This window comes from Micromonospora sp. NPDC048868 (genome assembly GCF_043198195.1).
In the GTDB taxonomy this organism is placed as follows: domain Bacteria; phylum Actinomycetota; class Actinomycetes; order Mycobacteriales; family Micromonosporaceae; genus Micromonospora; species Micromonospora reichwaldensis.
Genome location: NZ_JBICUN010000012.1, coordinates 89546 through 110181, shown reverse-complemented (window position 1 = coordinate 110181; position 20636 = coordinate 89546). Strand labels below are relative to the sequence as shown.

Sequence of the window (20636 nt, the reverse complement as noted above, 5' to 3'; positions counted from 1 at the left end):
TGCCATGCTCGGGCCGGTGACGACCGGTCGCCCCACCACCCCCCGCACCCACCGCCGCGTCCGCAGCCGCCGCACCCGGATCGTGCTCGTCTCCGGCGCGGTCGCCGTGGTCCTCGCCGTCGCCGTCCTCGTCGTCACGGTGGTGGTGCCGCTGGTGCGCCCGGCGGGCCCGCGTCCGCTGTTCCAGCTCCCCGTCGCGTGCGGGGAGACCTGGCAGCTGGGCACCTATCCCGGTCACGACGACTACGACGTGGACCTGTTCCCGACCGAGGGCAGGGCGTGGGGGCGGCCGGTGCTCGCGTCCTACGCGGGGGAGGTCACCGTGGCGGGGATCAACGGATCGCTCGGTGGCCGTACGCCCGAGGACCCGGACGGGCCGCGTGGCCGCGGCGGCGGCTACTGGGTGAAGATCGACCACGGCGGCAAGTGGGAGACGCAGTACCTGCACCTGCTCGAACCGCCCCTGGTCCGGGTCGGTCAGCGGGTCGCCCAGGGCGAGCAGATCGGGCGGGTCGGCAGCACCGGCAACTCCGGGGCGCCGCACCTGCACTACGAGCAGCGCCGGGGCTGGGAGAAGGTCGAGGCGCACTTCGACGGGGTGCCGTCGGGCATCACCCACGACGACACCGAGTACACGGTCAGGCGCAAGAGCAACAACTGCGTGCCCGGATGACCGACGCCGCCGGTCGGCGGCGGGTGGTCAGTGGCTGCCGGCCGCGTCCGCGTCGTAGGTGTCGTGGTGGGGGAACTCGTTGACGTAGCGCTGCCGGCCCAGCGGCGTGAGGTCGAGGTAGTTGTACGTGTTCAGCAGCGGGTCGAGGCCGCGGCCGTACATGGAGTAGGTGTGCAGGATCCGGTCGCCGTCGCGGACGAAGACGCTCAGGCCGTGGCCCTCGCCCCGCAGGTGGTGGGTGAGGCCCTGGGCCGCCAGGGTCTCGGCGTCCTTGTAGTTGTATTCCACCGGGGCGACGGCCGGGTCCATGGTGACGTGGAAGTCGTAGTTGAAGTCGCTGCCGTGCGAGGAGTACCAGGGAAAGCGCCAGCCCATCCGGCTCTTGAATGCCGCGAGGGTCGTAAACGGCGCGCGGGAGACCACGGCGAGCGTCGTGTCACTGGCGTGCAGGTGCGTGAGCTGCCCGAAGTTGTCGACAAGCAGCGAGCAGCTCGTGCATCCCTCGGCCCATTCCGGGTCGAACATGAAATGGTAGACGATCAACTGTCGTCGTCCCTCGAACATGTCGGCCAGCCGGACGGCGCCGGCGGGGCCGGTGAAGGAGTAGTCCTTCTCGACGGCGACTGCCGGCAGTTGGCGCCGGAGCGCGGTGACCCTGTCCCGCAGGCGGGTGATCTCCTTTTCGCGGTCGAGCAGTTCCTTGCGGGCGTCGACCCACTCGTCCCGGGACACGACCTTCGTTTCAATCATGGACGACACGCCTTTCCGCTGGAGCGCCTGGCCCATTCTTGTCGGGCCGTACGCAATCACACCAGCCTTCGCCCCGTGTCGTGGGATTCCCATTTCGGTGACCGTTCCGGCGATTCGCTCCCACCGGTGGCGCAATTGCGCAGGTCGGCCGGTTCGCCATCGATGCCGACCGGTCCGCATGCCGGGAAACGGCGCCGGCGTGAGCCGGTGAAGTGCGCACTATCGAATAAGGCCGCGTGTCGCATTCGTCGCCGAGGCTCGACGACGGGGAGCCGCCCGCACCCGGCCCTCCAGCGGTCGGGGGCGACGCCTCGCCGGCCCCGGCGATACGGTGTGGCGCGTGGACGAGTCGAACATCGGGGCGTTGCGGGCCGTCACGGTCGACGGAGTGGCCCTGGCCTATCGCGTCGCCGGCGACTCGACCGACCCACCCATGGTGCTGCTGCACGGCCTCGGCGAGGACGAACGCGACTGGCACGGCGTCCTGGCCGCGCTCGCCGCCAGGCACCGGGTGTACGCGCTGGACCTGCGCGGCCACGGCCGCAGCGACCACCCCGGCCGGTACTCGCTCGAGTCGATGCGCGACGACCTCGTTGGGTTCCTCGACGCGGTGGGGGTCGAGCGGTGCGTGGTGATCGGCCACTCTATGGGTGGGGCCGTGGCGATCCTGCTCGCCGAGGCCGCCCCGCACCGACTCACCCACCTGATCCTGGAGGACGTGGCAGCACCCCGACCGGGCGCTCTCGAACGGCCGCCCCTGCCCCCGCCGGACGCGCCCACGCCGTTCGACTTCGCCGCCGTCAACGCCATCCGCGCCCAGCTCAACGACCCCGACCCGGCCTGGTGGGACCGTACCGACGCCGTCCACGTGCCGACCCTGGTGGTCGGCGGCGGCCCGGACAGCCCCATCCCACAGCAGCTGCTCGCGGAGATGGTCGACCGGATGCCAGACGCCACCCTCGTCACGATCCCGGCCGGGCACGACGTGCACGCCAGCCGGCCGGCGGAGTTCCTGGCCGCGGTCGACGGCTTCCTCGCCGCCCGCGCCCGGCACTGAACCGCCCGACCTGTGGCGTCCGCCCGCCGGGGCCCGCAGCCGGCGAGCGGTCCGGCGCTGCCCCGCCGGACCGGCACGGAGACCGCACTAGTCTTGCCCGACGGGTCCGGGTCGAAGGGGGCAGGCGTGATGGGGGAGCGGTCGATGCGGGAGGCCGCAGCGCTGTTGGCGCAGGCGCGCCGCATCGTGGTCTTCACCGGCGCGGGCGTCTCCGCGGAGAGCGGGGTGCCGACCTTCCGCGACGCCCTCACCGGCCTGTGGCGCAGCTTCGACGCGCAGCGGCTCGCCACTCCGGAGGCGTTCCGCGAGGATCCCGCGCTGGTCTGGGGCTGGTACGAGTGGCGACGCGCCACCGTGCGGCGGGCCCGCCCGAACGCCGGTCACGTGGCCGTGGCCGCGATCGAGGCACGCCTGCCCGGCGCGGTGGTTGTCACGCAGAACGTCGACGACCTGCACGAGCGCGCCGGCTCGGTCGCGCCGATCCACCTGCACGGCAGCCTCTTCGCGCCGCGCTGCTCGGCCTGCTCCCATCCGGCGCCGACACCGGACGAGGCCGCCGAGGAACCGGGCGACGGCCGGCGCGTGCCTCCGCCCCGGTGCGCGCGCTGCGCGGGCCCCGTCCGGCCCGGGGTGGTGTGGTTCGGTGAGGCGTTGCCCACCGCCGCGTTGGAGGCCGCCGTGGAGGCGGCGTCCACCTGCGACCTGCTGGTGACCGTGGGCACCTCGGGCCTGGTGTATCCCGCCGCCGAGATCCCCCAGGTGGCTGCCCGCTTCGGCGCCGCCGTGCTGCAGGTCAACCCGCAGGAGACGCCCCTGGACGCCGTGTCCGACGTGAACCTGCGCGGTCCGGCCGCCCAGGTGCTTCCCGCTCTCGTGCACGCCGCCTGGGGTGCCGACCCGGCGTGACGGCGCGCGGGCGCGTCCGGTGCGGGACGCCGGCCCGGGCCCGTGTCGCGGGCCTGCGCCCCGGTCGGCGGCTCAGCCGCACCAGGGCCGGCGGTACCGCTGACGTAGACTGTCGGCGGTCCAGCCCCGGCCAACCGACACGCGCCGGCTGGCGGCGGCGAGGGTGTTGCTGTGTCACGGAGGCGCTCCGTCGAGGTCGGACGTGGCGCAGTCGCCGGACGGGGCGGGAGAGGTGAGGTGGCCGTGCGCGGTCCTGCGATGACGGACGTGGCTCGCCTCGCCGGCGTCTCGCACCAGACGGTGTCCCGGGTCCTCAACGGGCACCCGAACGTACGCGAGCAGACCCGGCTGCGGGTCCAGGCGGCCATCGCCGAGCTCGGCTACCGGCCCAACCGCGCGGCGCGGGCGCTTGTCACCGGCCGGTCCCAGGTGATCGGGGTGGTCGCGCAGAACACCACCCTCTACGGCCCGGCCTCGCTGCTGGCGGCCCTGGACCAGGCGGCTGCCGAGGCGGGGTTCGCGGTCAGCGTCGGCAGCGTCAGCGACCTCGACGACCAGTCGATCTCGGCGGCGGTGGAGCGGCACCTCGCGCACCGGGTCGCCGGCATCGTGGTGATCGCGCCTGTCGAGTCGGCGGGGGAGGCCCTCGAACGGCTCCCCAAGGACGTTCCGCTGGTCACCGTCGACGGCGACCCGCGCCGTCCGGTGCCCCTGGTCACGGTCGACCAGGTCGCCGGTGCCCGGGCCGCCACGCAGCACCTCCTCGACGCCGGGCACCGGACGGTCTGGCATGTCTCCGGGCCGCCGGACTGGTTCGACAGCGCGGGCCGGATCGAGGGGTGGCGGGAGACGTTGCAGGCGGCGGGCGCCGAGTTGCCGCCGCTGCTGCCGGCGGACTGGTCGGCGGCAGCGGGGTACCGGTGCGGACAGATGTTGGCCCGGATGCCCGAGGTCACCGCGGTCTTCACCGCCAACGACCACCTGGCGCTGGGCGTGCTGCGGGCGCTGCACGAGCACGGCCTGCGGGTGCCTGACGACATCAGCCTGGTGGGCTTCGACGACGTGCCGGAGGCGGCGTACTTCATCCCGCCGCTGAGCACCGTGCGGCCCGACTTCGCCGCGGTCGCCCGGGCGAGCCTGGACCTGCTGCTGGCGCAGATGGAATCCGACGTCGCCGGCCCGCTGCGGCAGACGGTCGCGCCCTCCCTGGTCTCCCGTCGCAGCGTCGCCGCCCCGCCGCCGCGCTGATCCCGCCGGAGATCCATTTCATCACCACCAGCGCCACCGCGATGTCGCCCTGCACGTCGAGCGCCACGAGGGCTCGACGCTCTTCCGCGGTGCCCCGACCGCGCGTCCGACACCTGCCACCGGGAGCAGGCGGTCCGTGAGCCGGCGCGCGAGGGCCGCATCGGCCAGTGTCTATTGACAGGAGAGCCGCCTCGGGCCGACGCTGAGAGAGCGCTCTCTCGCGCCGCCCACCACCCCGAGGAGGACCTTTCGTGAAACTTCGAAGAAGGCTGCTCGCCGCCGTGTCCGCGCTGGTCGCCGCCGTCCCGGTGACCCTCACCGCGGCCCCCGCCCACGCCGTCGGCCCCGCGCTGTTGCCCGTCACCGTCACCAACAGCACCGGCCGGGGCGAGGCCGTCCACCTGTACGTGATCGGCGTGCAGCTCTCCAGCGGCCGCCTCGGCTACGTCAACCAGGGCGGCACCTTCGTCCCGTGGTCGGGCGGGCAGCTCCCGCCGTCGCCCGCGCCGGACGCGTCGATCCCGGGGCCCGGAAACGGCGGCAGCACGACCATCCGGTTCCCGCGCGGGTTCTCCGGCCGCGTCTACTTCTCCTTCGGCGAGAAGCTCAAGTTCTTCCTCACCCCGGACGGCCTCGTGCAACCCGCCCCGTGGGCGGCCGGCGACGCCAACCGCGACATCCTGTTCGACTGGAGCGAGTTCACCTACAACGACGCCGGACTGTGGCTCAACAGCTCACAGGTCGACATGTTCGCGGTGCCGCACGCGGTCACGGTGACCGGTGCCACCGGCGTCACCAAGCGCACCGGCGACGTCGTCGCCGGGGGCCGCAACGCGATCATCGAGGGCGTCCGGTCCCAGCCGGGCTGGGCCAACACGGTCCACACCCGCTCCGACGGGACCGTGTTGCGGGTTCTCGCGCCCGGCAAGGCGGCCGGCGCCGGCCTGTTCAGCGCCACCTACCTGGACTCCTACATCGCGTCGGCCTGGAACGCGTACACGACCAGGACGCTGACCGTGGTGCCGTTCGCCGACCAGCCGAACACCCGCTACTTCGGGCGGACCTCGGGCAATGTCATGACCTTCACCAACAGCGCCGGTCAGGTGGTCGCCTCCTTCAACCGGCCCTCCTCGGCGAGTGTCTGGGGCTGCGACGGGGACCTGCCCGCACCCAACGACCCGGTCGTCGGCCCGATCTCCCGGACGCTCTGCGCCGCGCTGAACCGGGGCACGCTTGGCACCATCGACACCCAGCCCAGCACCGACGCCGCCCAGTTCTACCGCAACAACCCGACGAACCACTACGCCCGCGTCATCCACGCCAACATGACCGACGGCAGGGCGTACGCCTTCGCCTTCGACGACGTCGGCGCGTTCGAGTCCCTGGTCCACGACGGCGACCCCCGCGCGGCCGGAATCGTCCTGAGCCCGTTCGGCGCCGGGAGCGGCGGACCGGGGAACCCCGGCACCGGGGTGCCCGTGCTGAGCAACTGGAACAACAAGTGCATCGACGTGCCGAGCTCGAACTTCGTCGACCGCGCGCAGTTGCAGATGTGGAACTGCAACGGCACCGCCGCGCAGAAGTGGACGTTCACCGGCGACACCCTGCGCAGCCAGAACGACAAGTGCATGGACGTCGACAACGGCGCGACCGGCAACGGCGCGGTCGTCCAGCTCTACACGTGCAACGGCACGGGCGCGCAACGGTTCACCCTGACCGCGGCCGGTGACCTGGTCAACATCCAGGCCGGCAGGTGCGTCGACATCCGGGACTGGAACAGCGCCGACGGCGCGAAGCTCCAGCTCTGGGACTGCGCGGGCACCGCCAACCAGAAGTGGCGCAAGGGCTGACCCGCCCGGCGGATGGCGGCGACCCGTCGCCATCCGTCCCGGCCCGGACCGTCGGGGCGACCGACGTCCGTCGCGCCCGCTGTGCCATCGTGGTCCTGCCGTCGGAGCGCCGGACGTCGGCACCCGGCAGGTGCCACGACGCCGCCGCGCCGGCGGTGGCGTCGACGGGAAGGGGAGCGGCGATGGGGGAGCAAGGGTCCGGGCCGCTCAGCGGCATCCTCGTGGCCGACTTCTCCCGGATCCTCGCCGGACCGTACGCGACCATGCTCCTCGCCGACCTCGGCGCCGAGGTGGTCAAGGTCGAGGGGCCCGGCGGCGACGACACCCGGACCTGGCTGCCGCCCGTGCGGGAGAGCACCTCCACCTACTACCTCGGCGTCAACCGCAACAAGCGGTCCATCGCCCTCGACCTCGCCGACGCCGACGACCTGGCCGTCGCCCGGGAACTGGCCCGCCGCGCCGACGTCATGATCCAGAACTTCCGGCCCGGCGGACTGCGGCGCTTCGGCCTCGACTACGACAGCGTCGCCGCCGTCAACGAGCGGATCGTCTACGCCTCGATCAGCGGGTTCGGCGCCGGCGCCGGCGCCAACCTGCCCGGCTACGACCTCGTGGTCCAGGCCGCGTCCGGCCTGATGAGCCTCACCGGCGAGCCGGACGGTCCGCCCTACAAGGCCGGGGTCGCCGTGTTCGACGTGATCGCGGGCCTGCACGCCGCCGTCGGCGTCCTCGCCGCGCTGCACCACCGCGACCGCTGCGGCACCGGCCAGCACGTCGAGGTGGACCTGCTCTCCTCCGCGCTGTCCGGCCTGGTCAACCAGACCAGCGGCCACGTCGCCGGCGGCGCGACGCCGTTCCGGATGGGCAACGGGCACCCGAGCCTGTTCCCGTACGAGCCGCTGCCCACCGCCGACGGCGACCTCGTCGTCATCGCCGGCAACGACGGCCAGTTCCGCAAGCTGTGCCAGGTCCTCGGCCTGCCCGAACTGCCCGACGACCCCCGGTTCGGGCGCAACCAGGACCGCACGGTCAACCGGGAGGCCCTGCGGCCCCTCCTGGTCGCGCGACTGGTCCTGCGCAGCCGCGACGAGTGGTTCCGGGACCTGCGCGCGGCGGGCGTGCCGTGCGCCCCGATCAACACGGTCGCCGGGGGCGTCGACCTGGCGCGGGAACTGGGGCTGGACCCGGTCGTCACCACCGGCGGCGTGCCCGGCATCCGCCACCCGATCGGCCTGAGCGCCACCCCGGCGCGCTACGACCTGCCGCCGCCGGGCCTCGACGAGCACGGCGACGAGATCCGGAACTGGCTGGCCGGCTGAGTGCATGGCGCCGCCGCCGACCGCGCGGCCGCCCCTGCTCAACGGAGGGGTACGACTGCGCGGTCGGCGGACGGGGTGCGGCGGCTCAGCGGCCCTGGAGGGCCCGCACGTTGTCGCCGAAGGTCCAGCCCTTCGACCCGTCCCAGTTCAGCGACCAGGTCATCAGGCCCTTCAGGCCGCCCCGGTAGGTGTTCCACGCCTGGGTCACCGTCGCCGGGGCCATGTGGCCGCCCCCGGCGCCGGGCTGCGCCGGTAGCCCGGGGACCTGCTTGTCGTACGGGACCCGGATGGTGGTGCCCTGCACGACCAGCCCGGCGTTGAGGCAGTCGGTCTGGGCGGTGAAGCCCTGCACGGTGCCGGCCGGGTAGGAGTCGCCGGAGCAGCCGTACATGCTGCCGTTGTAGTACTGCATGTTCAGCCACCAGAGCCGGCCGTTGTCGGCGTACCGCTTGATGATCGGCAGGTACGCGCCCCAGATGGAGCCGTAGGTGACGCTGCCGCCGGTGACGTACGCGGTCTCCGGCGCCATGGTGAGGCCGAAGCCGGCGGGCATCCGCGCGAGCACCCCGTCGATGATGCGGATCAGGTTCGCCTGCGACGGGGAGAGCTGGGAGATGTTCCCGCTGCCGGTGAGCCCGGTCTCGATGTCGATGTCGATGCCGTCGAAGTTGTACCGCTGGAGGATCGGCACGACGGTCGCGACGAAGCGGTCGGCGACCGCGGCCGAGCTGAGGTCGATTCCGGCGGTCGCGCCACCGATCGACAGGAGGATGGTCAGACCGGCCGCCTTGGCACGGCACATCTCGGCGGGAGTGGGCACCTTGACGGTGGCGTCCATGCCGTCCTCCCAGAGCACGGTGCCGTCGGCGCGGATGACGGGGAACGCCGCGTTGATCACGTTGTACCCGTGCGCGGGGATCCGGGCGTCGGTGATCGGGATCCAGCCCAGCGGCGGGTGGACGCCGTTGGCCGCGCCGTCCCAGTTCTCCCAGTAGCCCTGGAGCACCTTGCCGGCCGGCTTCGGCCTGCCGGCGCAGGTGTCCGGGCCGGGCGGGGTGGGCGTCGTGGTGGGTGTCGGCGTCGGGGTGGGGGAGGGCCCCGACGTGGCGGTCGGGGTGGGTGCGGGCGTGCCACCTCCGTCGCAGGCGCCGAGGTCGGTCCAGAGCGAGGGCGTCGCGGCGGGGTTCCAGCCGGCGCCCGGCGGGGGCGTGTGCGTCACCAGCGCCTGGTAGGAGCGCCCGGCATAGCTGACCCGGCTGCCGGCGGCGTACGTGGTCCCCTCGGCCCAGGCCGGCGCGGTGCAGGCCGCGACGGCGACGTCGGGGGCGGTCTCCGCGGCGGCGCGGCCGTGCACGGCGGGCATGGCCGCCAGGGTGGCGGTGAGCGCCGCGCCGGCCAGCAGCGCGGGCATCGTACGTCGAAGTCGCATGGCATTCCTCCTCGTCGATGGCGGGAGGCTATCAATTAACTTTGTTAAATGTAAACGGCGGAGCGGAGGCGGCGTGCCGGCGAGGCCGTCGCGGGGCGGTCGGCGGCTGCCGGAGGAAGCCGGTAAAACTTTTCGCCAATATCGACGTTGGCTGTGGAGCTAATCTCCGGACCGGGATACCCTCCGGTGGACACCTGCCGTCCATCGTGGAGGAGATCGAGCATGCGTAAGTTGATGTCGGCGGTCGGAGCCGGAGCGATGCTGACCGTGGGGCTGCTCGCCGGCGCGAGCCCGGCGCAGGCGGCGAGCTGCACGCTCGTGCAGTCCGAGATCTACAACGGGGCCAACATCATCGCCTGGTCGCAGGGCCTGCAGGGCTGCTCCGGCGACGTCTACTGGGAGATCCAGTCGGGCGACGCCGGCGGCTGGCAGGTCGCGCAGAGCGGCACCACGCACTACGCCAACGAGGTGCAGAGCTACTACGGCGACGTCGAGCTGCCGTGTTACCTGCGGGTCTACGCGAAGTTCGGCACCCAGGAGAAGCTGACCCAGCCCGCGCGCAACAACAACTGCGCCGGCTGACGACCGGGTCGGACGGGGCGGGGTGCGCGCCCCGTCCGACCCGGACTCCCGCAGCGGTTACGCGGCGGGATACCGCGTGACGTAGACGGGCTCGCCCACCCGCGTCGTGTCGGCCGCCGCGCCCACGCCGTTGACCACGTGGTCGATCGTGCCGGCGCTCAGGTTCACGGTCATGACGTGGTGCAGCCTGACGCCCGGGGCGACGGGGACCTCGAAGCCGTTCTCCGTGCGGATCGACGGGTTGTTCTGGTTGAACACGTACACCCCGCCGCCGTGCAGCGTGTGGTGCCGCACCCGGTCGCCGACCTTGTACCCGGCCCAGCCCTCGACGGCGCCGTTCATCCAGTCGGCCTGCGTCGGCGGGTCGTACGGCAGCTCGTTCTGGTAGAGGATCGTCGTGCCGTGCTCACCGTTCCAGACCGTGTTGTACCGCTGGAAGTGCTCGACGAACAGGCCGGTGGCCGTCACGTGGTCGCCGTTGATGACGGCGCCGTAGCGACCGGTGTTGGTCCGCCAGCGGTCGGTGTCGCCGTTGACGCCCTCGGTGAAGCCCTCGACGCCGTGGTCCCCGCGCCACACCCAGGTGTGGTCGATCAGGACGTGGTCGGCGTTGACCTCCAGCGCGGTGTGCGTCCTGCCGATGTGCGGCCCGCCGACGCGGAAGTACACGTCGGAGAGCGTGATCGGGTTGCGCGGGGTGCTGGCGTTGCGGCCGTGCTCGCGCCCCACCCGCAGCAGCACCGGCGACTCGGCCGGGCCGGCGTCGATGGTCACCCCGGCGACGACGACGCCGGGCACGCCGGCGACGTCCAGCGGTACGGCGCCGTTCACGGCGGTGAGCGTGGCGTGACCGATGCCGAGCACCACGGTGTCGGGCCGCCGGACCTCGATGCTGCGGGCGATGTCGTACACGCCGGGGGTGAGCAGCAGGTGCTTGCCGCGGGCCAGCTGGCTGTTGATGACGTGCACCGGATCGGACGGCTTGGCGATGAAGAAGTCCCGGATGTCGATGGTGCGCCCCGGCGTCATGCCGTCACCCCAGGAGATGCCCCGGCTGTCTCGCCGGACGGCGGGGACGCGGACCTGGTAGCGGCCCCGGTCGTCGACGAACAGGTACGGCTTCTCCCTGCTGAGGGGCGTGGTGTCCAGCGTGGTGTACGGCGGGTCGGGGAAGTCGGCGTCGTCGGGGGCGCCCACGGTGCCGGCGAAGACCTGGTTCCACACCGCGTTCGACCAGCTCTCGACCTCGCTGTTGCGGGTCAGCCACTGCTGCTGGGAGCCGTTGGTGGTGGCGGGCAGCCGGGAGTCGGCGATGAAGCCGCCGCTGGCGTACTGCGGGCCGGCGGTGCAGTAGTCCATCAGGGACAGGCCGCCGCCGCTGATGTCGAGGCGGCGCATGGAGACCGCCTGGGAGACCGCCCAGAAGTTCGCCGAGGAGCGGCAGCCGTCCTGGCCGGTGGCGTTGACGGACAGCGACAGGTTGGACAGGGTGCGCCAGAAGTTGACCAGGGCGATGCAGTTGCCGGTCCCGCCGCCTTCGAGGCAGCGGTTGTAGGTCTCGATCTTGCCGTTGACGGTGACGTCGGTGGGGGAGGCGCCCAGGCCGGAGACCTCGGTGTAGTAGCCGACCTTCACGTGCAGGGGCTGCGTGTCCGTACCGTAGCTGCCGGGCTTGAAGAGGTACGCGTGCCGCGCGGTGCCCATCTCGGCGTCGACCTGCCGGGCGTGCGCCGCGTCGAGGGTCGCCTGGATCTCGGCGACCGGTGTGTCGGGGTCGAAGATCGTCACGTTGGGCCCGAAGTCCGGGGCGCCGTGCCGGGCCGGTCCGGCGGCGGCGGCCGTGCCGGTGGTGCTGGCGACGGCCGTCAGCACCAGGCCGAGGGCGAGCGTCCGGCGGAGCCGCCGTCGCGCGTCGGGGGACTGCATTCTCATCGTTCGTCCTCTCCGCCGGCCGGGCGCGGGTGCCGGGCTCGGCGACGTGGTGGGGAGGTGTTCCGGCACGGCGCGGGTGGGCGCGCCGGTGGCCGGCTCGCGGTCGTCGTCGACCTGCCTCGTGGGGCGGCGGCGGGGGCGACGCCTTCGTGAGAGCGCTCTCTCGCCATCGCGACTTCTATCACGCTGTGAAAGAAGAGTTGGCATGTTTCTACCCTGTCGATCCGCCCCGGCGCTACTGCTGCGCCGCCGCGATCAGGGCGGGGTCTCGCGGGGCACCGCGCCGGCCGCGCTGTTCGTGGTGTGGGCCGGTCACGCGTCGACGACCAGCCGGACCGTCACCGTGTCTCCCACCGCCAGCCCCTCGGCCCGTCGCACGGCCGCCTTCACCGGCACGATGTAGCGCCCGTCCTTGGGAAACAGCGACGTGCTCCAGCCGGTCTTCCCGATCCGGGCCGCGACCGGGATCATGCCCCAGCCGTAGCTCACGCCCGCGGATCGCACGGCCAACTCCTGGCAGCCGTCCTCGGGGACGGTGATGAAGTGCCACGGCGCAGGCCCCGCCAGAACCACAGCTCACCACCGAACTCCAGGTCCATCGGCTCAGCATAGGAGCGGGAACCGACTTCCTCGCGACGGGCGGAGTGCCGCCGGCCGGTCCCGCGCAGGCTCGGCGGCGCTCGCGTCGTCAGCGCCGATGCGGCAGCATGCACCCGTGCTCCTGATCGTTGCCTCGGACCCGCTACGACCGCGCCACCCGGACGCCCACTTCGCGCCGGAGGCACGCGCCGCCCGGGAGGCCGGCGTCAAGGTCGCCGTCGTCGACCACGACGCGTTGGCCCGTGGCGACGACGTGTCGCGGGCGGTGTCGCGGGTGACGGCCGAGGGCGTCGCGGTCTACCGCGGCTGGATGCTGCGCAGCGAGCGGTACGCCGCCTTCGCGGACGCGTTGGCCAGACGGGGCGTCAGCCTGCGTACGAGCGGCGAGCAGTACCGGCGCGCCCACGAGCTGCCGGGCTGGTACCCGGACCTGGTCGAGCTGACGCCACGCTCGGCGTGGACGGTCGGCACCGAGCGTGCCGAATTCGACCGGGCGAGGCGTGCGCTCGGCGGCGGGGCGGCGGTGCTGCGCGACTTCACCAAGTCGATGAAGCACCACTGGCACGAGGCGGCGTTCATCCCGGATCTCGACGACGGCGACGCCGCCTGGCGGGTCGCCAGCCGCTTCCTCGACCTGCGCGGCGAGGACCTCGTCGGCGGCCTGGTGCTGCGCCGGTTCGAGCGGTTCACCACCGCCGAGGTCCGCACGTGGTGGGTCGACGGCGTCTGCGTCCTCGTCGGCGCCCATCCCGACAGTCCGCACGACACGCCGCCGGAGGCGTTCGACGCGGGCCCGGTGAGCGGTTCGGTGGCGGCGCTGGGGCTGCCGTTCGTGACCGTGGACCTGGCCCTGCGCGCCGACGGCGTCTGGCGGATCGTCGAACTCGGTGACGGGCAGGTCAGCGACCGACCGTCCACCGTCGACCCGGCCGCTCTGGTCGACGTCCTGCGTCGCGGATCCTGACCTCCGAAACTTCCGGTGCTCCGGTCGACGTCGGCCCGGCTCGCGGGCAGGGCGTGAGCCTGCCCGAGGCAATGATGTGGCGCGCATCCGTCGGAAGAATCCGATAACCGGGCGTTGAGGTTCCGGACATGTTCCGATACGGTCCGATGGAAGGGCTTCGATCAACTCACGGTGTCGAGGATGCTGACGGCGGCGTGGTCTCCGGGCGACCACTCCACCGGCCCCACACCGTGGCGGGCGGTTGCCGAGGCGGCCTTCTCATCCAATCGGCTCATCGAAAGGCTCTGCCATGGACAACATGCTCGCCCGTGCCAGCGGGCGCCCGGTGACCCGCCGGCGGCCACGCGTCGCGCTGGCGTCGGTCGTGGTCGGTCTCGCCGTCGCCGCCACGACGGTCGTGGTGGCGTCCGGCGCCAGCGCCGGCACGACCCTGGGGGCGTCCGCCGCCGAGAAGGGGCGCTACTTCGGCGCCGCGGTCGCCGCCCACAAGCTCTCCGACACCACGTACGTGGGGATCCTCAACCGGGAGTTCAACTCGGTCACCCCCGAGAACGAGATGAAGATCGACGCCACCGAGCCGCAGCAGGGGCAGTTCACCTTCGGCAACGCCGACCGGATCGTCAACCACGCGCGCGCCAACGGGATGAAGGTGCGGGGGCACACGCTGGCCTGGCACTCCCAGCAGCCCGGCTGGATGCAGAACATGAGCGGCTCCGCCCTGCGTTCCGCAATGCTGAACCACGTCACCCAGGTCGCCACCTACTACCGTGGCAAGATCGACTCCTGGGACGTGGTGAACGAGGCGTTCGCCGACGGCGGCAGCGGGGCCCGCCGCGACTCGAACCTGCAACGCACCGGCAACGACTGGATCGAGGTGGCGTTCCGCGCCGCGCGCGCCGCCGACCCGACCGCGAAGCTGTGCTACAACGACTACAACACCGACGACTGGTCGCACGCGAAGACCCAGGCCGTCTACAACATGGTCCGCGACTTCAAGGCCCGGGGCGTGCCGATCGACTGCGTGGGCCTCCAGTCGCACTTCAACAGCGCCTCGCCCTACCCGGGCAACTACCGCACCACGCTGTCCAGCTTCGCGGCGCTCGGCGTCGACGTGCAGATCACCGAGCTGGACATCGAGGGCTCCGGCGCCAGCCAGGCCACCGCGTACCGCAATGTGGTCAACGACTGCCTCGCCGTGGCCCGCTGCACCGGCATCACCGTGTGGGGCATCCGGGACACCGACTCCTGGCGGGCCAGCGGCACCCCGCTGCTCTTCGACGGCAGCGGCAACAAGAAGCCGGCGTACACCGCGACCCTCGACGCCCTCAACGGCGGCACCACTCCGCCGCCCACCACGGCGCCCCCGACCACCCCGCCGCCCACCACCCCGCCGCCGTCCGGCGACTGCGCCGCGACGGTGTCGCTGAACTCGTGGAACGGCGGCTTCGTAGCCACGGTACGGGTCACCGCAGGCGCTGCGGCGATCAACAGCTGGGCGGTCGCCCTCACGCTGCCGGGCGGCGCGACGATCACCAACACGTGGAGCGCGCGCGCCACCGGGACCAGCGGCGCCGTGACGTTCCGCAACGTCGACTACAACGGCCGACTCTCCGCCGGAGCCACCACCGAGTTCGGCTTCCAGGGCACCGGGACCGGCCCGACCGGCACGCCCACCTGCACCGCGAGCTGACCCGTCCGACGGCCCGGCGTGGGGAGCAATCCGCGCCGGGCCGCCGACGCCGTACATCACTCCGCGCCCTCCGATCAGCAGGAATGTTCTCCCCGCAGGTGCACGCGTTGCGCGGAACACCAACGGGCTGCACGGGAGGGCTCGCCGTCGGTGGAGCAGAGCACGATCCCGAGCGAGTGCTGGCGTACTCCTTGTGCGGAGCATCTGCTCGCCTCCGCCGCTGGGGGAGATGGTGGGGTGCATTGCACAGCCAACTGCACGCAACGGAGCCTGGTCGCACCGCGCAGGGAGTCGAGGGCCACTACGTCTGTGCGGCTGGGTCCTCACTGCCGTCGCCTTGGTTCGGCCGCAGCATTGGCGGATAGAGGATCCTGGCGGGCCCACGTCGGAACAATTCAGCCGGTCGGCCTGGTTGATCCGTTCGCCTTTTGTCCGCATCAACGACGAACCCCTCGGTGCGTCGTACCTTGCGATGAAAGTTCTGCGGATTGAGGCTGACTCCCCAGACCGCCTCGTACACCTGCCGGAGCTCACTGACCGTGAACAGCTCTGGGCAGAAGGCGGTCGCGACGGTGGTGTACTCCAACAATCTGCGTGCGTGCTCGAGCGTATGCGAAAGAATCTGGTTGTGGTCGAAGGCCAGGGGTGTGCTTCGTAGTTCGTCGACCTCGATCCAGTCTGCTCTGGATGCGTCAGTCCCCCCGGTCACTTCCGGCAGGTTCGGGGCGATCGCGAGGAAGGCAGTAGTGACGATGCGGCCCCGGGGATCCCGGTTCGGTAGCGAGTACGTGCGCACCTGCTGGAGCGGGAGCTTTCCGCCGTCCAGGCCGGTCTCCTCGGCGAGTTCCCGCTTCGCCGTATCCTCAAGCGATTCGCCTGGCCGAACGAAGCCGCCTGGCAGCGCCAGCCAACCGAAATAGGGCTCGTCCTTCTTTCCGCGTTTGACCAGTAGGACGTTGAGGCGCTGTTCGCGGATCGTGAGGATGACGAGGTCGGCCGCAGGCAGCGCTGCGACCCGTGGACGCCGGATGGGCTTGAAGTGGAGGTCGCCGCCGATGATGCCAGCTACCAGGTCTTGAGGGCTTAGCACGGTCCCAGCGGGAACCTCGATTGGCAGGTCCTTCGGTGGCTCGGCGAAGTAGACCGCCATACCGCGCTCGTGGATGCGTCCCAATTCGTAGGTTGTCGTACGGCCGATGTATCCGCCCGGATTGACGACGTAGACGAAGTCTGACGAGAAGATCTTCCTGAGCGTGGCGGCTTGAATGTGATGATCCGAGGACAGTGGCGGGTCGGATTCGAAGCGTACGAAGTCTCGCTTGGGGTCCTCGATTCGCTCGATTGGCGGTGACTTCACCACCATGCCGGCAGCAGCGAAGATCTGGGCGGCCTCCACGACCTCTGTGTAGTGCTTCCGGAAACTTCCGACGAGTGAGACCGACGGCTGAATCACGAGCCGGCCTCACGTTCATGGTCAGCCTCGGCGGCGGTCGAGGTGGGTTCCTGAAACCGGCGCACGAGCTCAGCCGCCGCAAGGCTGGTGCCGGTGACGACGGTGGTGATCACAGCAGGATCGTATCGTTTGAGGACCATCAGGATCGCGAGCCCGAAGACGATCGTGACTGCGATCAGGCCCACGGCGTTCCGGTTGATTGAACGCTTGGCTCGTCTGCTCATGCGCAAAACTCTGCCAGCTCGAACCGCCGGACCGTCGGTGCAGATATTGGCCCTAGGACGAAAAAGCTCCTGTCTCCGCAGGTCAAGGCGGGTGGATGAGAAAGCGTCAGGCTGACGTATAGGTCTTCGACCTGCTCGCTCTTCTGATCGTCGTCGCCGAAGCGGCGAATGGTGGATCACCGGAACGGTTCCACAGCCAGGGCGCGCGACGGGTGACCGGCCTCGGCAGGCACAGACGCGGCTTTGGCGTTCACGGCTGACGCAAGCCTGGTCGAGTTGGTGGGTGGGCGGTAGCAGCCGAGGCGGTTGGTCTATGCCCTGGGTGGTGCGCGCCGAGCCGACTCGCGGCCGTGACCCGTGGCGGAGACGCCAGCCGGTACACCGCGTTCCCTCAGGTGTTCGCCACGCGGGTAACCGTCGGCTCCGACCGATCGCGAGTCGTGTCGAAGACGGGCGCCCCGCTCCGTCCCAGAGGGTGACGGGCTGTTCCGCCGTGCGGGCGGAGCGGCGGAACGAACGATCGGGAGGAGCCGGGATGCGGAAAGTGATCGCGAACGAGTGGATGACGCTGGACGGGGTGGTGCAGGCGCCCAGCTATCCCGACGAGGACCTGACCGGTGGCTTCCAGCACGGCGGCTGGCATGCCCGTTACTTCGACGAGCTGTCGATGGGCTGGGTGATCGAGAACGTACGCGGCGCGGGTGGCTACCTGTTGAGACGGGGCACGTACGAGATCTTCGCGGCCCACTGGCCGAACGCGCCGGAGGAGCAGCAGGTGCTCGCCGGGCCCCTGAACGCGTTACCGAAGTACGTCGCCTCGACGACTCTCGACGAGCCGCTCGGCTGGTCGAACTCGACACTGCTGCCAGACGACATCGAGGCGGCCGTGCGCGCGCTGAAGGCCGAGACGGGGAAGGACCTGCATCTGATCGGCAGTCCCGGTCTCTTCCAGAGCCTGCTGGACCTCGGCCTGGTCGACGAGCTCCGGGTGATGATCGATCCGCTGGTGGTGGGCGGCGGCGGCAAGCGCCTGTTCGGCGCCGACGGCGCACACCGTCCGCTGCGGCTGGCCGACAGCCAGGTGACCAGCACGGGCGCGATCATCGCGACGTACGTCGCCACGAACCCGAGCTGACCTGGTGGCGGCAGGTCGCCGAACTCGCCCGGTGCGAGCGGGGGGCGATGGTGCTGGCTGTGCGGTTGTGTATCCGGGGTGGACGAGTCCACTGATCGTCGCCCACGTCGCCGTTCTCCTGCCGGTCGCTCGACACCAGGCGGCTCCCCACCGGCCTGGGCTTCTCTCAGCCGGCGCCGAAGCAGACGAAGGCGGCGGCGGTGGCATGGGCGGCACCACCACCGGCGGTGCCGAACGCGCGCTGGGCCTCGGCGAGCGCCACCGCCGGCGGAGCACCGGCACGCATCCGCCGGTGCAGGTCCAGCATCAGCGCGGTGGTCAGGTCGGCCGGCACCGGCAACACGGTGGCGATCAGGCTGCGGGTGCCCAGGGCCAGCAGCACGGCGGTGAAGCCCATCACCTCGTCGCCCGGCCGGACGCCGGAGAGGCCGGAGTCGCAGGCGGAGAGCACCACGCAGCCCGGTGGGCGGGTCAGCCGCTCCAACTCGTACGCGGTCAACGGCCCGTCGGCCAGTTCGAGGGTGGAGAAGAGCGGGTTGTCGGCGCGGAAGGCGCCGTGCGCGGCGATGTGCGCCAGCCCGGCCCCGTTCAGCGCGTCGGTGACCGCGTCGGCGGTGGCGGCGCAGCCGGTGAGGGGGCGGGAGCCGGGCAGGGCCGCGCCCAGCTGACGTACCTCGGTCTCGGCGGCGGGCAGCCGGGGCCCGGCCACCAGCACCGGCGGGCCGGCCGGGACGATCCGCCCGACGGCGCGCAACCAGACCGTCGCCGAGGGGGCCACCGTCACCGGCCGGCCGGCGCAGGTCGGCAGGCCCGACCAGGGCACGGCGTGCAGCGCGGCGATCGGGACGATCACCAGTGGCCGGTCGCGCAGCAGCCGGCGTACCGGGTCGAAGAGCTGTTGGTCCAGCGCGGTGGTGGCGAACTCGACCCCGGCCCGGGCGCTGGCCGAGTCGCCGGTGGTGACCAGCCGGCGCAGGCCGAACCGGTGCAGGCGGGCCCGGCCCAGCGCCTCGTCGAGCGGGCCGAGGTCGTGCAGGCTGGTCCGGCCGTCGCGGACCAGCACCGCGCGCAGCCGTGGCCCGTGCGCCACCAGCTCCAGCAGCACGGCGTCACCGAGCGCGGCGGCGAGGGCGGCAACCGTCGGCGGTGCCACCAGGTCGCCGCCGTCCGCGCCCCGGGCCCCGCCGTGCGCGCCCCGGGCCAGTTCGCGGATGCGCTGCTCGAGTCGGCCCTGGCTGCGCCGCAGCGCGTACCCGGGGTGCCCGGCGAGCAGCGCGTCCTCCAGGGCGGTGCTGACCATCCGCAGCTCGGCCAGGGCGGCGGCCAGCTCGGGGTCCTGCGGCGGCTGCACCGCGCGCATCCGCAGGGCGTTGGCCCGCCAGCGTTCCGCCCAGGCCAGCACCTGGGCGGGCGTGCCGGTGCGGACGGCGATGTCCAGTCCCTCGGCGGCGAGTTCGTGCCCGTACGCCCCGCTGTGTGCGCGTAGCTCGCTGGCGCCCAGGGAGGCCCGGTGGCCGTCGAGCACCCCCAGCCCCCGGCGCAGGGCCCGGGCCGCCCCGCGCAGGTCCCCGTCGAGCCTGCGCCGCAGCGCGAGCGCGTACCAGCCCTGGGCCCGGTGGGGCGCGGTGCCCCGGCGGTGCGCGCGGGCCGCCACCGCCAGCAGCTCGGCCGCCAGGGCGGGCCGGCTCATGGCCTCGGCCAGCCGGGCGGCCTCGATCCGGGTGGTCAGTGCCGGCGAGGGCCAGCCGGTGGCGTCGAGCTGCCCGGCGGTGCGCACCATGGCCGTGAGCAGGGCCGTCGACCGGGTGCCCCGGGCGAACTCGGCGCGCAGTTCGACGTGCCGGGCGAAGGCGGCCCAGATGCGGCGCCCCTGGCGGCGGAACCGGGCCCGGGACGAGGCGGCGGCGGCCGCGGCGGTGTCCAGGTCACCCGCGAGCAGCGCCGCCCGGGCCCGCGCCAGCAGCGCCTCGGCGAGATCCGAGGCCATGCCACGCCGCCGCAACTCCGTAACGGCGGACGTGGCGACCTCGACCGCCTCGTCGACAAGGGGTACGGAGAGCAGCAGTTCGAAGCGGTCCAACAGCAGCGCCGGCCGGGGCACCGACAACCGGCGGTACTCGTCGCCGACGGTGGCGAAGCTGCGCAGCGCGCCCGCGACGTCGCCGCGCTGGCCGGCGGCGATGCCGATGTTCCAGCGGGCGTCGGCGGCGGCCAGGTCGAGCCCGAGCCGGCTGAAGATGGCGGCGGAGCGGAACAGGTCGTCGTCGGCGTCCCGGCTGGTGCCCCGGTGGGCGTTGAGCAGCCCACGGTTGTTGCGCGCCCGCGCCTCCAGCAGCAGGTCGCCCTCGCGCTGGGCGATCTCCACCGCGATGCCGTAGTCCCGGACCGCCTCGTCGAACCGTCCCCGGTAGTGCAGCACGACGCCCCGCTGCATCCGGGCCCGGCCGGCGTCGGCACCGGTCAGCCGGGGCAGTGCCAGGGTCACCGCGCGAAGCGCCGCGCCGGTGCGCCCGGCGTTGGCCAGGACGTACCCGAGGCTCATCCGGGCCAGTGCCCGTGCCCGGGGCGAGTCGGTGACCCGCACCGCCCGGCGCAGGTGCCGCAGGGCGCCCGGCAGGTCGTTGAGTTCCCGCAGGGCCAGCCCGATGGCGCGTTCGGCGGTGGACCGCTCGTCGGCGTCGGGGTGACCGGCGGCGAGGACCTGGCGGGCGATCGCGATCGCCTCGCGGGGGTAGCGCTGGACGGCGTCGAGCGCGGCCTGGGCCTGGACGGCACCGGGAACGGTGCTGTCGGCCATGCCAAGAAGAATCCCGCAGTCGCGCTC

General features: G+C 72.3%; 17 protein-coding genes. 10 read left to right on the top strand and 7 right to left on the bottom strand.

What is annotated here, in order from left to right; all coding sequences use genetic code 11:
• The first annotated feature begins 4 nt into the window (after window positions 1-4).
• On the top strand, window positions 5-673 hold the full coding sequence (locus ACGFNF_RS19850; RefSeq protein ID WP_393169810.1) for a M23 family metallopeptidase: 669 nt from the start codon (window positions 5-7) through the stop codon (window positions 671-673).
• Between the two features lie 27 nt (window positions 674-700).
• Here ACGFNF_RS19850 and ACGFNF_RS19845 read toward each other — a convergent pair whose 3' ends face one another.
• Window positions 701-1423, bottom strand: a complete 723-nt coding sequence (locus ACGFNF_RS19845) for a DUF899 domain-containing protein (RefSeq protein ID WP_393169663.1) — start codon at window positions 1421-1423, stop codon at window positions 701-703.
• A gap of 433 nt (window positions 1424-1856) precedes the next feature.
• Here ACGFNF_RS19845 and ACGFNF_RS19840 point away from each other — a divergent pair, with 433 nt between their 5' ends.
• The 5 genes from ACGFNF_RS19840 to ACGFNF_RS19820 all read left to right on the top strand — a co-directional run bounded on the left by ACGFNF_RS19840 (window position 1857) and on the right by ACGFNF_RS19820 (window position 7803).
• Window positions 1857-2480 carry an alpha/beta fold hydrolase gene (locus tag ACGFNF_RS19840; RefSeq protein WP_393169808.1) on the top strand — a complete coding sequence of 208 codons (624 nt, stop codon included), beginning with the start codon at window positions 1857-1859 and terminating at the stop codon, window positions 2478-2480.
• Between the two features lie 144 nt (window positions 2481-2624).
• Window positions 2625-3386, top strand: coding sequence for an NAD-dependent deacylase (locus tag ACGFNF_RS19835; protein ID WP_393169661.1), 762 nt, complete (start codon window positions 2625-2627; stop codon window positions 3384-3386).
• 258 nt (window positions 3387-3644) lie between these two features.
• Entirely contained in the window at window positions 3645-4634 is a 990-nt protein-coding gene (locus ACGFNF_RS19830) for a LacI family DNA-binding transcriptional regulator (protein ID WP_393169659.1), read from the top strand.
• Window positions 4635-4885: 251 nt separating this feature from the next.
• Entirely contained in the window at window positions 4886-6484 is a 1599-nt protein-coding gene (locus ACGFNF_RS19825; RefSeq protein ID WP_393169657.1) for a beta-1,3-glucanase family protein, read from the top strand.
• A gap of 182 nt (window positions 6485-6666) precedes the next feature.
• Window positions 6667-7803: a CaiB/BaiF CoA transferase family protein gene (locus ACGFNF_RS19820; RefSeq protein WP_393169655.1), complete on the top strand. Its 1137-nt coding sequence runs from the start codon at window positions 6667-6669 to the stop codon at window positions 7801-7803.
• An 85-nt stretch (window positions 7804-7888) separates the two neighbouring features.
• On the opposite strand, the gene ACGFNF_RS19815 is transcribed toward ACGFNF_RS19820, so the two are convergent.
• Complete coding sequence (locus ACGFNF_RS19815; protein ID WP_393169653.1) at window positions 7889-9232, bottom strand: carbohydrate-binding protein; 1344 nt, start codon at window positions 9230-9232, stop codon at window positions 7889-7891.
• A gap of 222 nt (window positions 9233-9454) precedes the next feature.
• On the opposite strand from ACGFNF_RS19815, the gene ACGFNF_RS19810 reads away from it, so the two are divergent.
• Window positions 9455-9814: a hypothetical protein gene (locus tag ACGFNF_RS19810; protein ID WP_311412262.1), complete on the top strand. Its 360-nt coding sequence runs from the start codon at window positions 9455-9457 to the stop codon at window positions 9812-9814.
• Between the two features lie 57 nt (window positions 9815-9871).
• Here the strand turns inward: ACGFNF_RS19810 and ACGFNF_RS19805 are convergent, their stop codons facing one another.
• Together ACGFNF_RS19805 and ACGFNF_RS19800 are read right to left on the bottom strand one after the other, a co-directional pair.
• A complete protein-coding gene (locus tag ACGFNF_RS19805) occupies window positions 9872-11740 on the bottom strand; it encodes an adenylyl cyclase (protein WP_393169806.1) in 1869 nt (622 codons plus the stop codon).
• 318 nt (window positions 11741-12058) lie between these two features.
• Window positions 12059-12250, bottom strand: a complete 192-nt coding sequence (locus ACGFNF_RS19800) for a DUF1905 domain-containing protein (protein WP_393169651.1) — start codon at window positions 12248-12250, stop codon at window positions 12059-12061.
• 211 nt (window positions 12251-12461) lie between these two features.
• Between ACGFNF_RS19800 and ACGFNF_RS19795 the strand changes: the two genes are divergently transcribed.
• Entirely contained in the window at window positions 12462-13310 is an 849-nt protein-coding gene (locus ACGFNF_RS19795; RefSeq protein WP_393169649.1) for an ATP-grasp domain-containing protein, read from the top strand.
• A gap of 289 nt (window positions 13311-13599) precedes the next feature.
• On the top strand, window positions 13600-15000 hold the full coding sequence (locus ACGFNF_RS19790; RefSeq protein ID WP_393169647.1) for an endo-1,4-beta-xylanase: 1401 nt from the start codon (window positions 13600-13602) through the stop codon (window positions 14998-15000).
• A gap of 301 nt (window positions 15001-15301) precedes the next feature.
• Here the strand turns inward: ACGFNF_RS19790 and ACGFNF_RS19785 are convergent, their stop codons facing one another.
• Together ACGFNF_RS19785 and ACGFNF_RS19780 are read right to left on the bottom strand one after the other, a co-directional pair.
• Entirely contained in the window at window positions 15302-16030 is a 729-nt protein-coding gene (locus ACGFNF_RS19785) for an NUDIX domain-containing protein (RefSeq protein WP_393169804.1), read from the bottom strand.
• Between the two features lie 419 nt (window positions 16031-16449).
• Window positions 16450-16677, bottom strand: coding sequence for a hypothetical protein (locus ACGFNF_RS19780; RefSeq protein WP_393169645.1), 228 nt, complete (start codon window positions 16675-16677; stop codon window positions 16450-16452).
• Between the two features lie 535 nt (window positions 16678-17212).
• On the opposite strand from ACGFNF_RS19780, the gene ACGFNF_RS19775 reads away from it, so the two are divergent.
• Window positions 17213-17812, top strand: coding sequence for a dihydrofolate reductase family protein (locus tag ACGFNF_RS19775; protein WP_393169643.1), 600 nt, complete (start codon window positions 17213-17215; stop codon window positions 17810-17812).
• A gap of 166 nt (window positions 17813-17978) precedes the next feature.
• On the opposite strand, the gene ACGFNF_RS19770 is transcribed toward ACGFNF_RS19775, so the two are convergent.
• Window positions 17979-20609: a CHAT domain-containing protein gene (locus ACGFNF_RS19770; RefSeq protein WP_393169641.1), complete on the bottom strand. Its 2631-nt coding sequence runs from the start codon at window positions 20607-20609 to the stop codon at window positions 17979-17981.
• Window positions 20610-20636: the final 27 nt, after the last annotated feature.

What these genes read in the sequence shown, in the direction of transcription:
- ACGFNF_RS19830 (WP_393169659.1), top strand. Translation starts at nt 3,645, where the DNA reads ATGACGGACGTGGCTCGCCTCGCCGGCGTCTCGCACCAGACGGTGTCC.
- ACGFNF_RS19770 (WP_393169641.1), bottom strand. Translation starts at nt 20,609, where the DNA reads ATGGCCGACAGCACCGTTCCCGGTGCCGTCCAGGCCCAGGCCGCGCTC.
- ACGFNF_RS19810 (WP_311412262.1), top strand. Translation starts at nt 9,455, where the DNA reads ATGCGTAAGTTGATGTCGGCGGTCGGAGCCGGAGCGATGCTGACCGTG.
- ACGFNF_RS19775 (WP_393169643.1), top strand. Translation starts at nt 17,213, where the DNA reads ATGCGGAAAGTGATCGCGAACGAGTGGATGACGCTGGACGGGGTGGTG.
- ACGFNF_RS19815 (WP_393169653.1), bottom strand. Translation starts at nt 9,232, where the DNA reads ATGCGACTTCGACGTACGATGCCCGCGCTGCTGGCCGGCGCGGCGCTC.
- ACGFNF_RS19805 (WP_393169806.1), bottom strand. Translation starts at nt 11,740, where the DNA reads ATGCAGTCCCCCGACGCGCGACGGCGGCTCCGCCGGACGCTCGCCCTC.
- ACGFNF_RS19840 (WP_393169808.1), top strand. Translation starts at nt 1,857, where the DNA reads ATGGTGCTGCTGCACGGCCTCGGCGAGGACGAACGCGACTGGCACGGC.
- ACGFNF_RS19845 (WP_393169663.1), bottom strand. Translation starts at nt 1,423, where the DNA reads ATGATTGAAACGAAGGTCGTGTCCCGGGACGAGTGGGTCGACGCCCGC.
- ACGFNF_RS19780 (WP_393169645.1), bottom strand. Translation starts at nt 16,677, where the DNA reads ATGAGCAGACGAGCCAAGCGTTCAATCAACCGGAACGCCGTGGGCCTG.
- ACGFNF_RS19835 (WP_393169661.1), top strand. Translation starts at nt 2,625, where the DNA reads ATGCGGGAGGCCGCAGCGCTGTTGGCGCAGGCGCGCCGCATCGTGGTC.
- ACGFNF_RS19820 (WP_393169655.1), top strand. Translation starts at nt 6,667, where the DNA reads ATGGGGGAGCAAGGGTCCGGGCCGCTCAGCGGCATCCTCGTGGCCGAC.
- ACGFNF_RS19850 (WP_393169810.1), top strand. Translation starts at nt 5, where the DNA reads ATGCTCGGGCCGGTGACGACCGGTCGCCCCACCACCCCCCGCACCCAC.
- ACGFNF_RS19790 (WP_393169647.1), top strand. Translation starts at nt 13,600, where the DNA reads ATGGACAACATGCTCGCCCGTGCCAGCGGGCGCCCGGTGACCCGCCGG.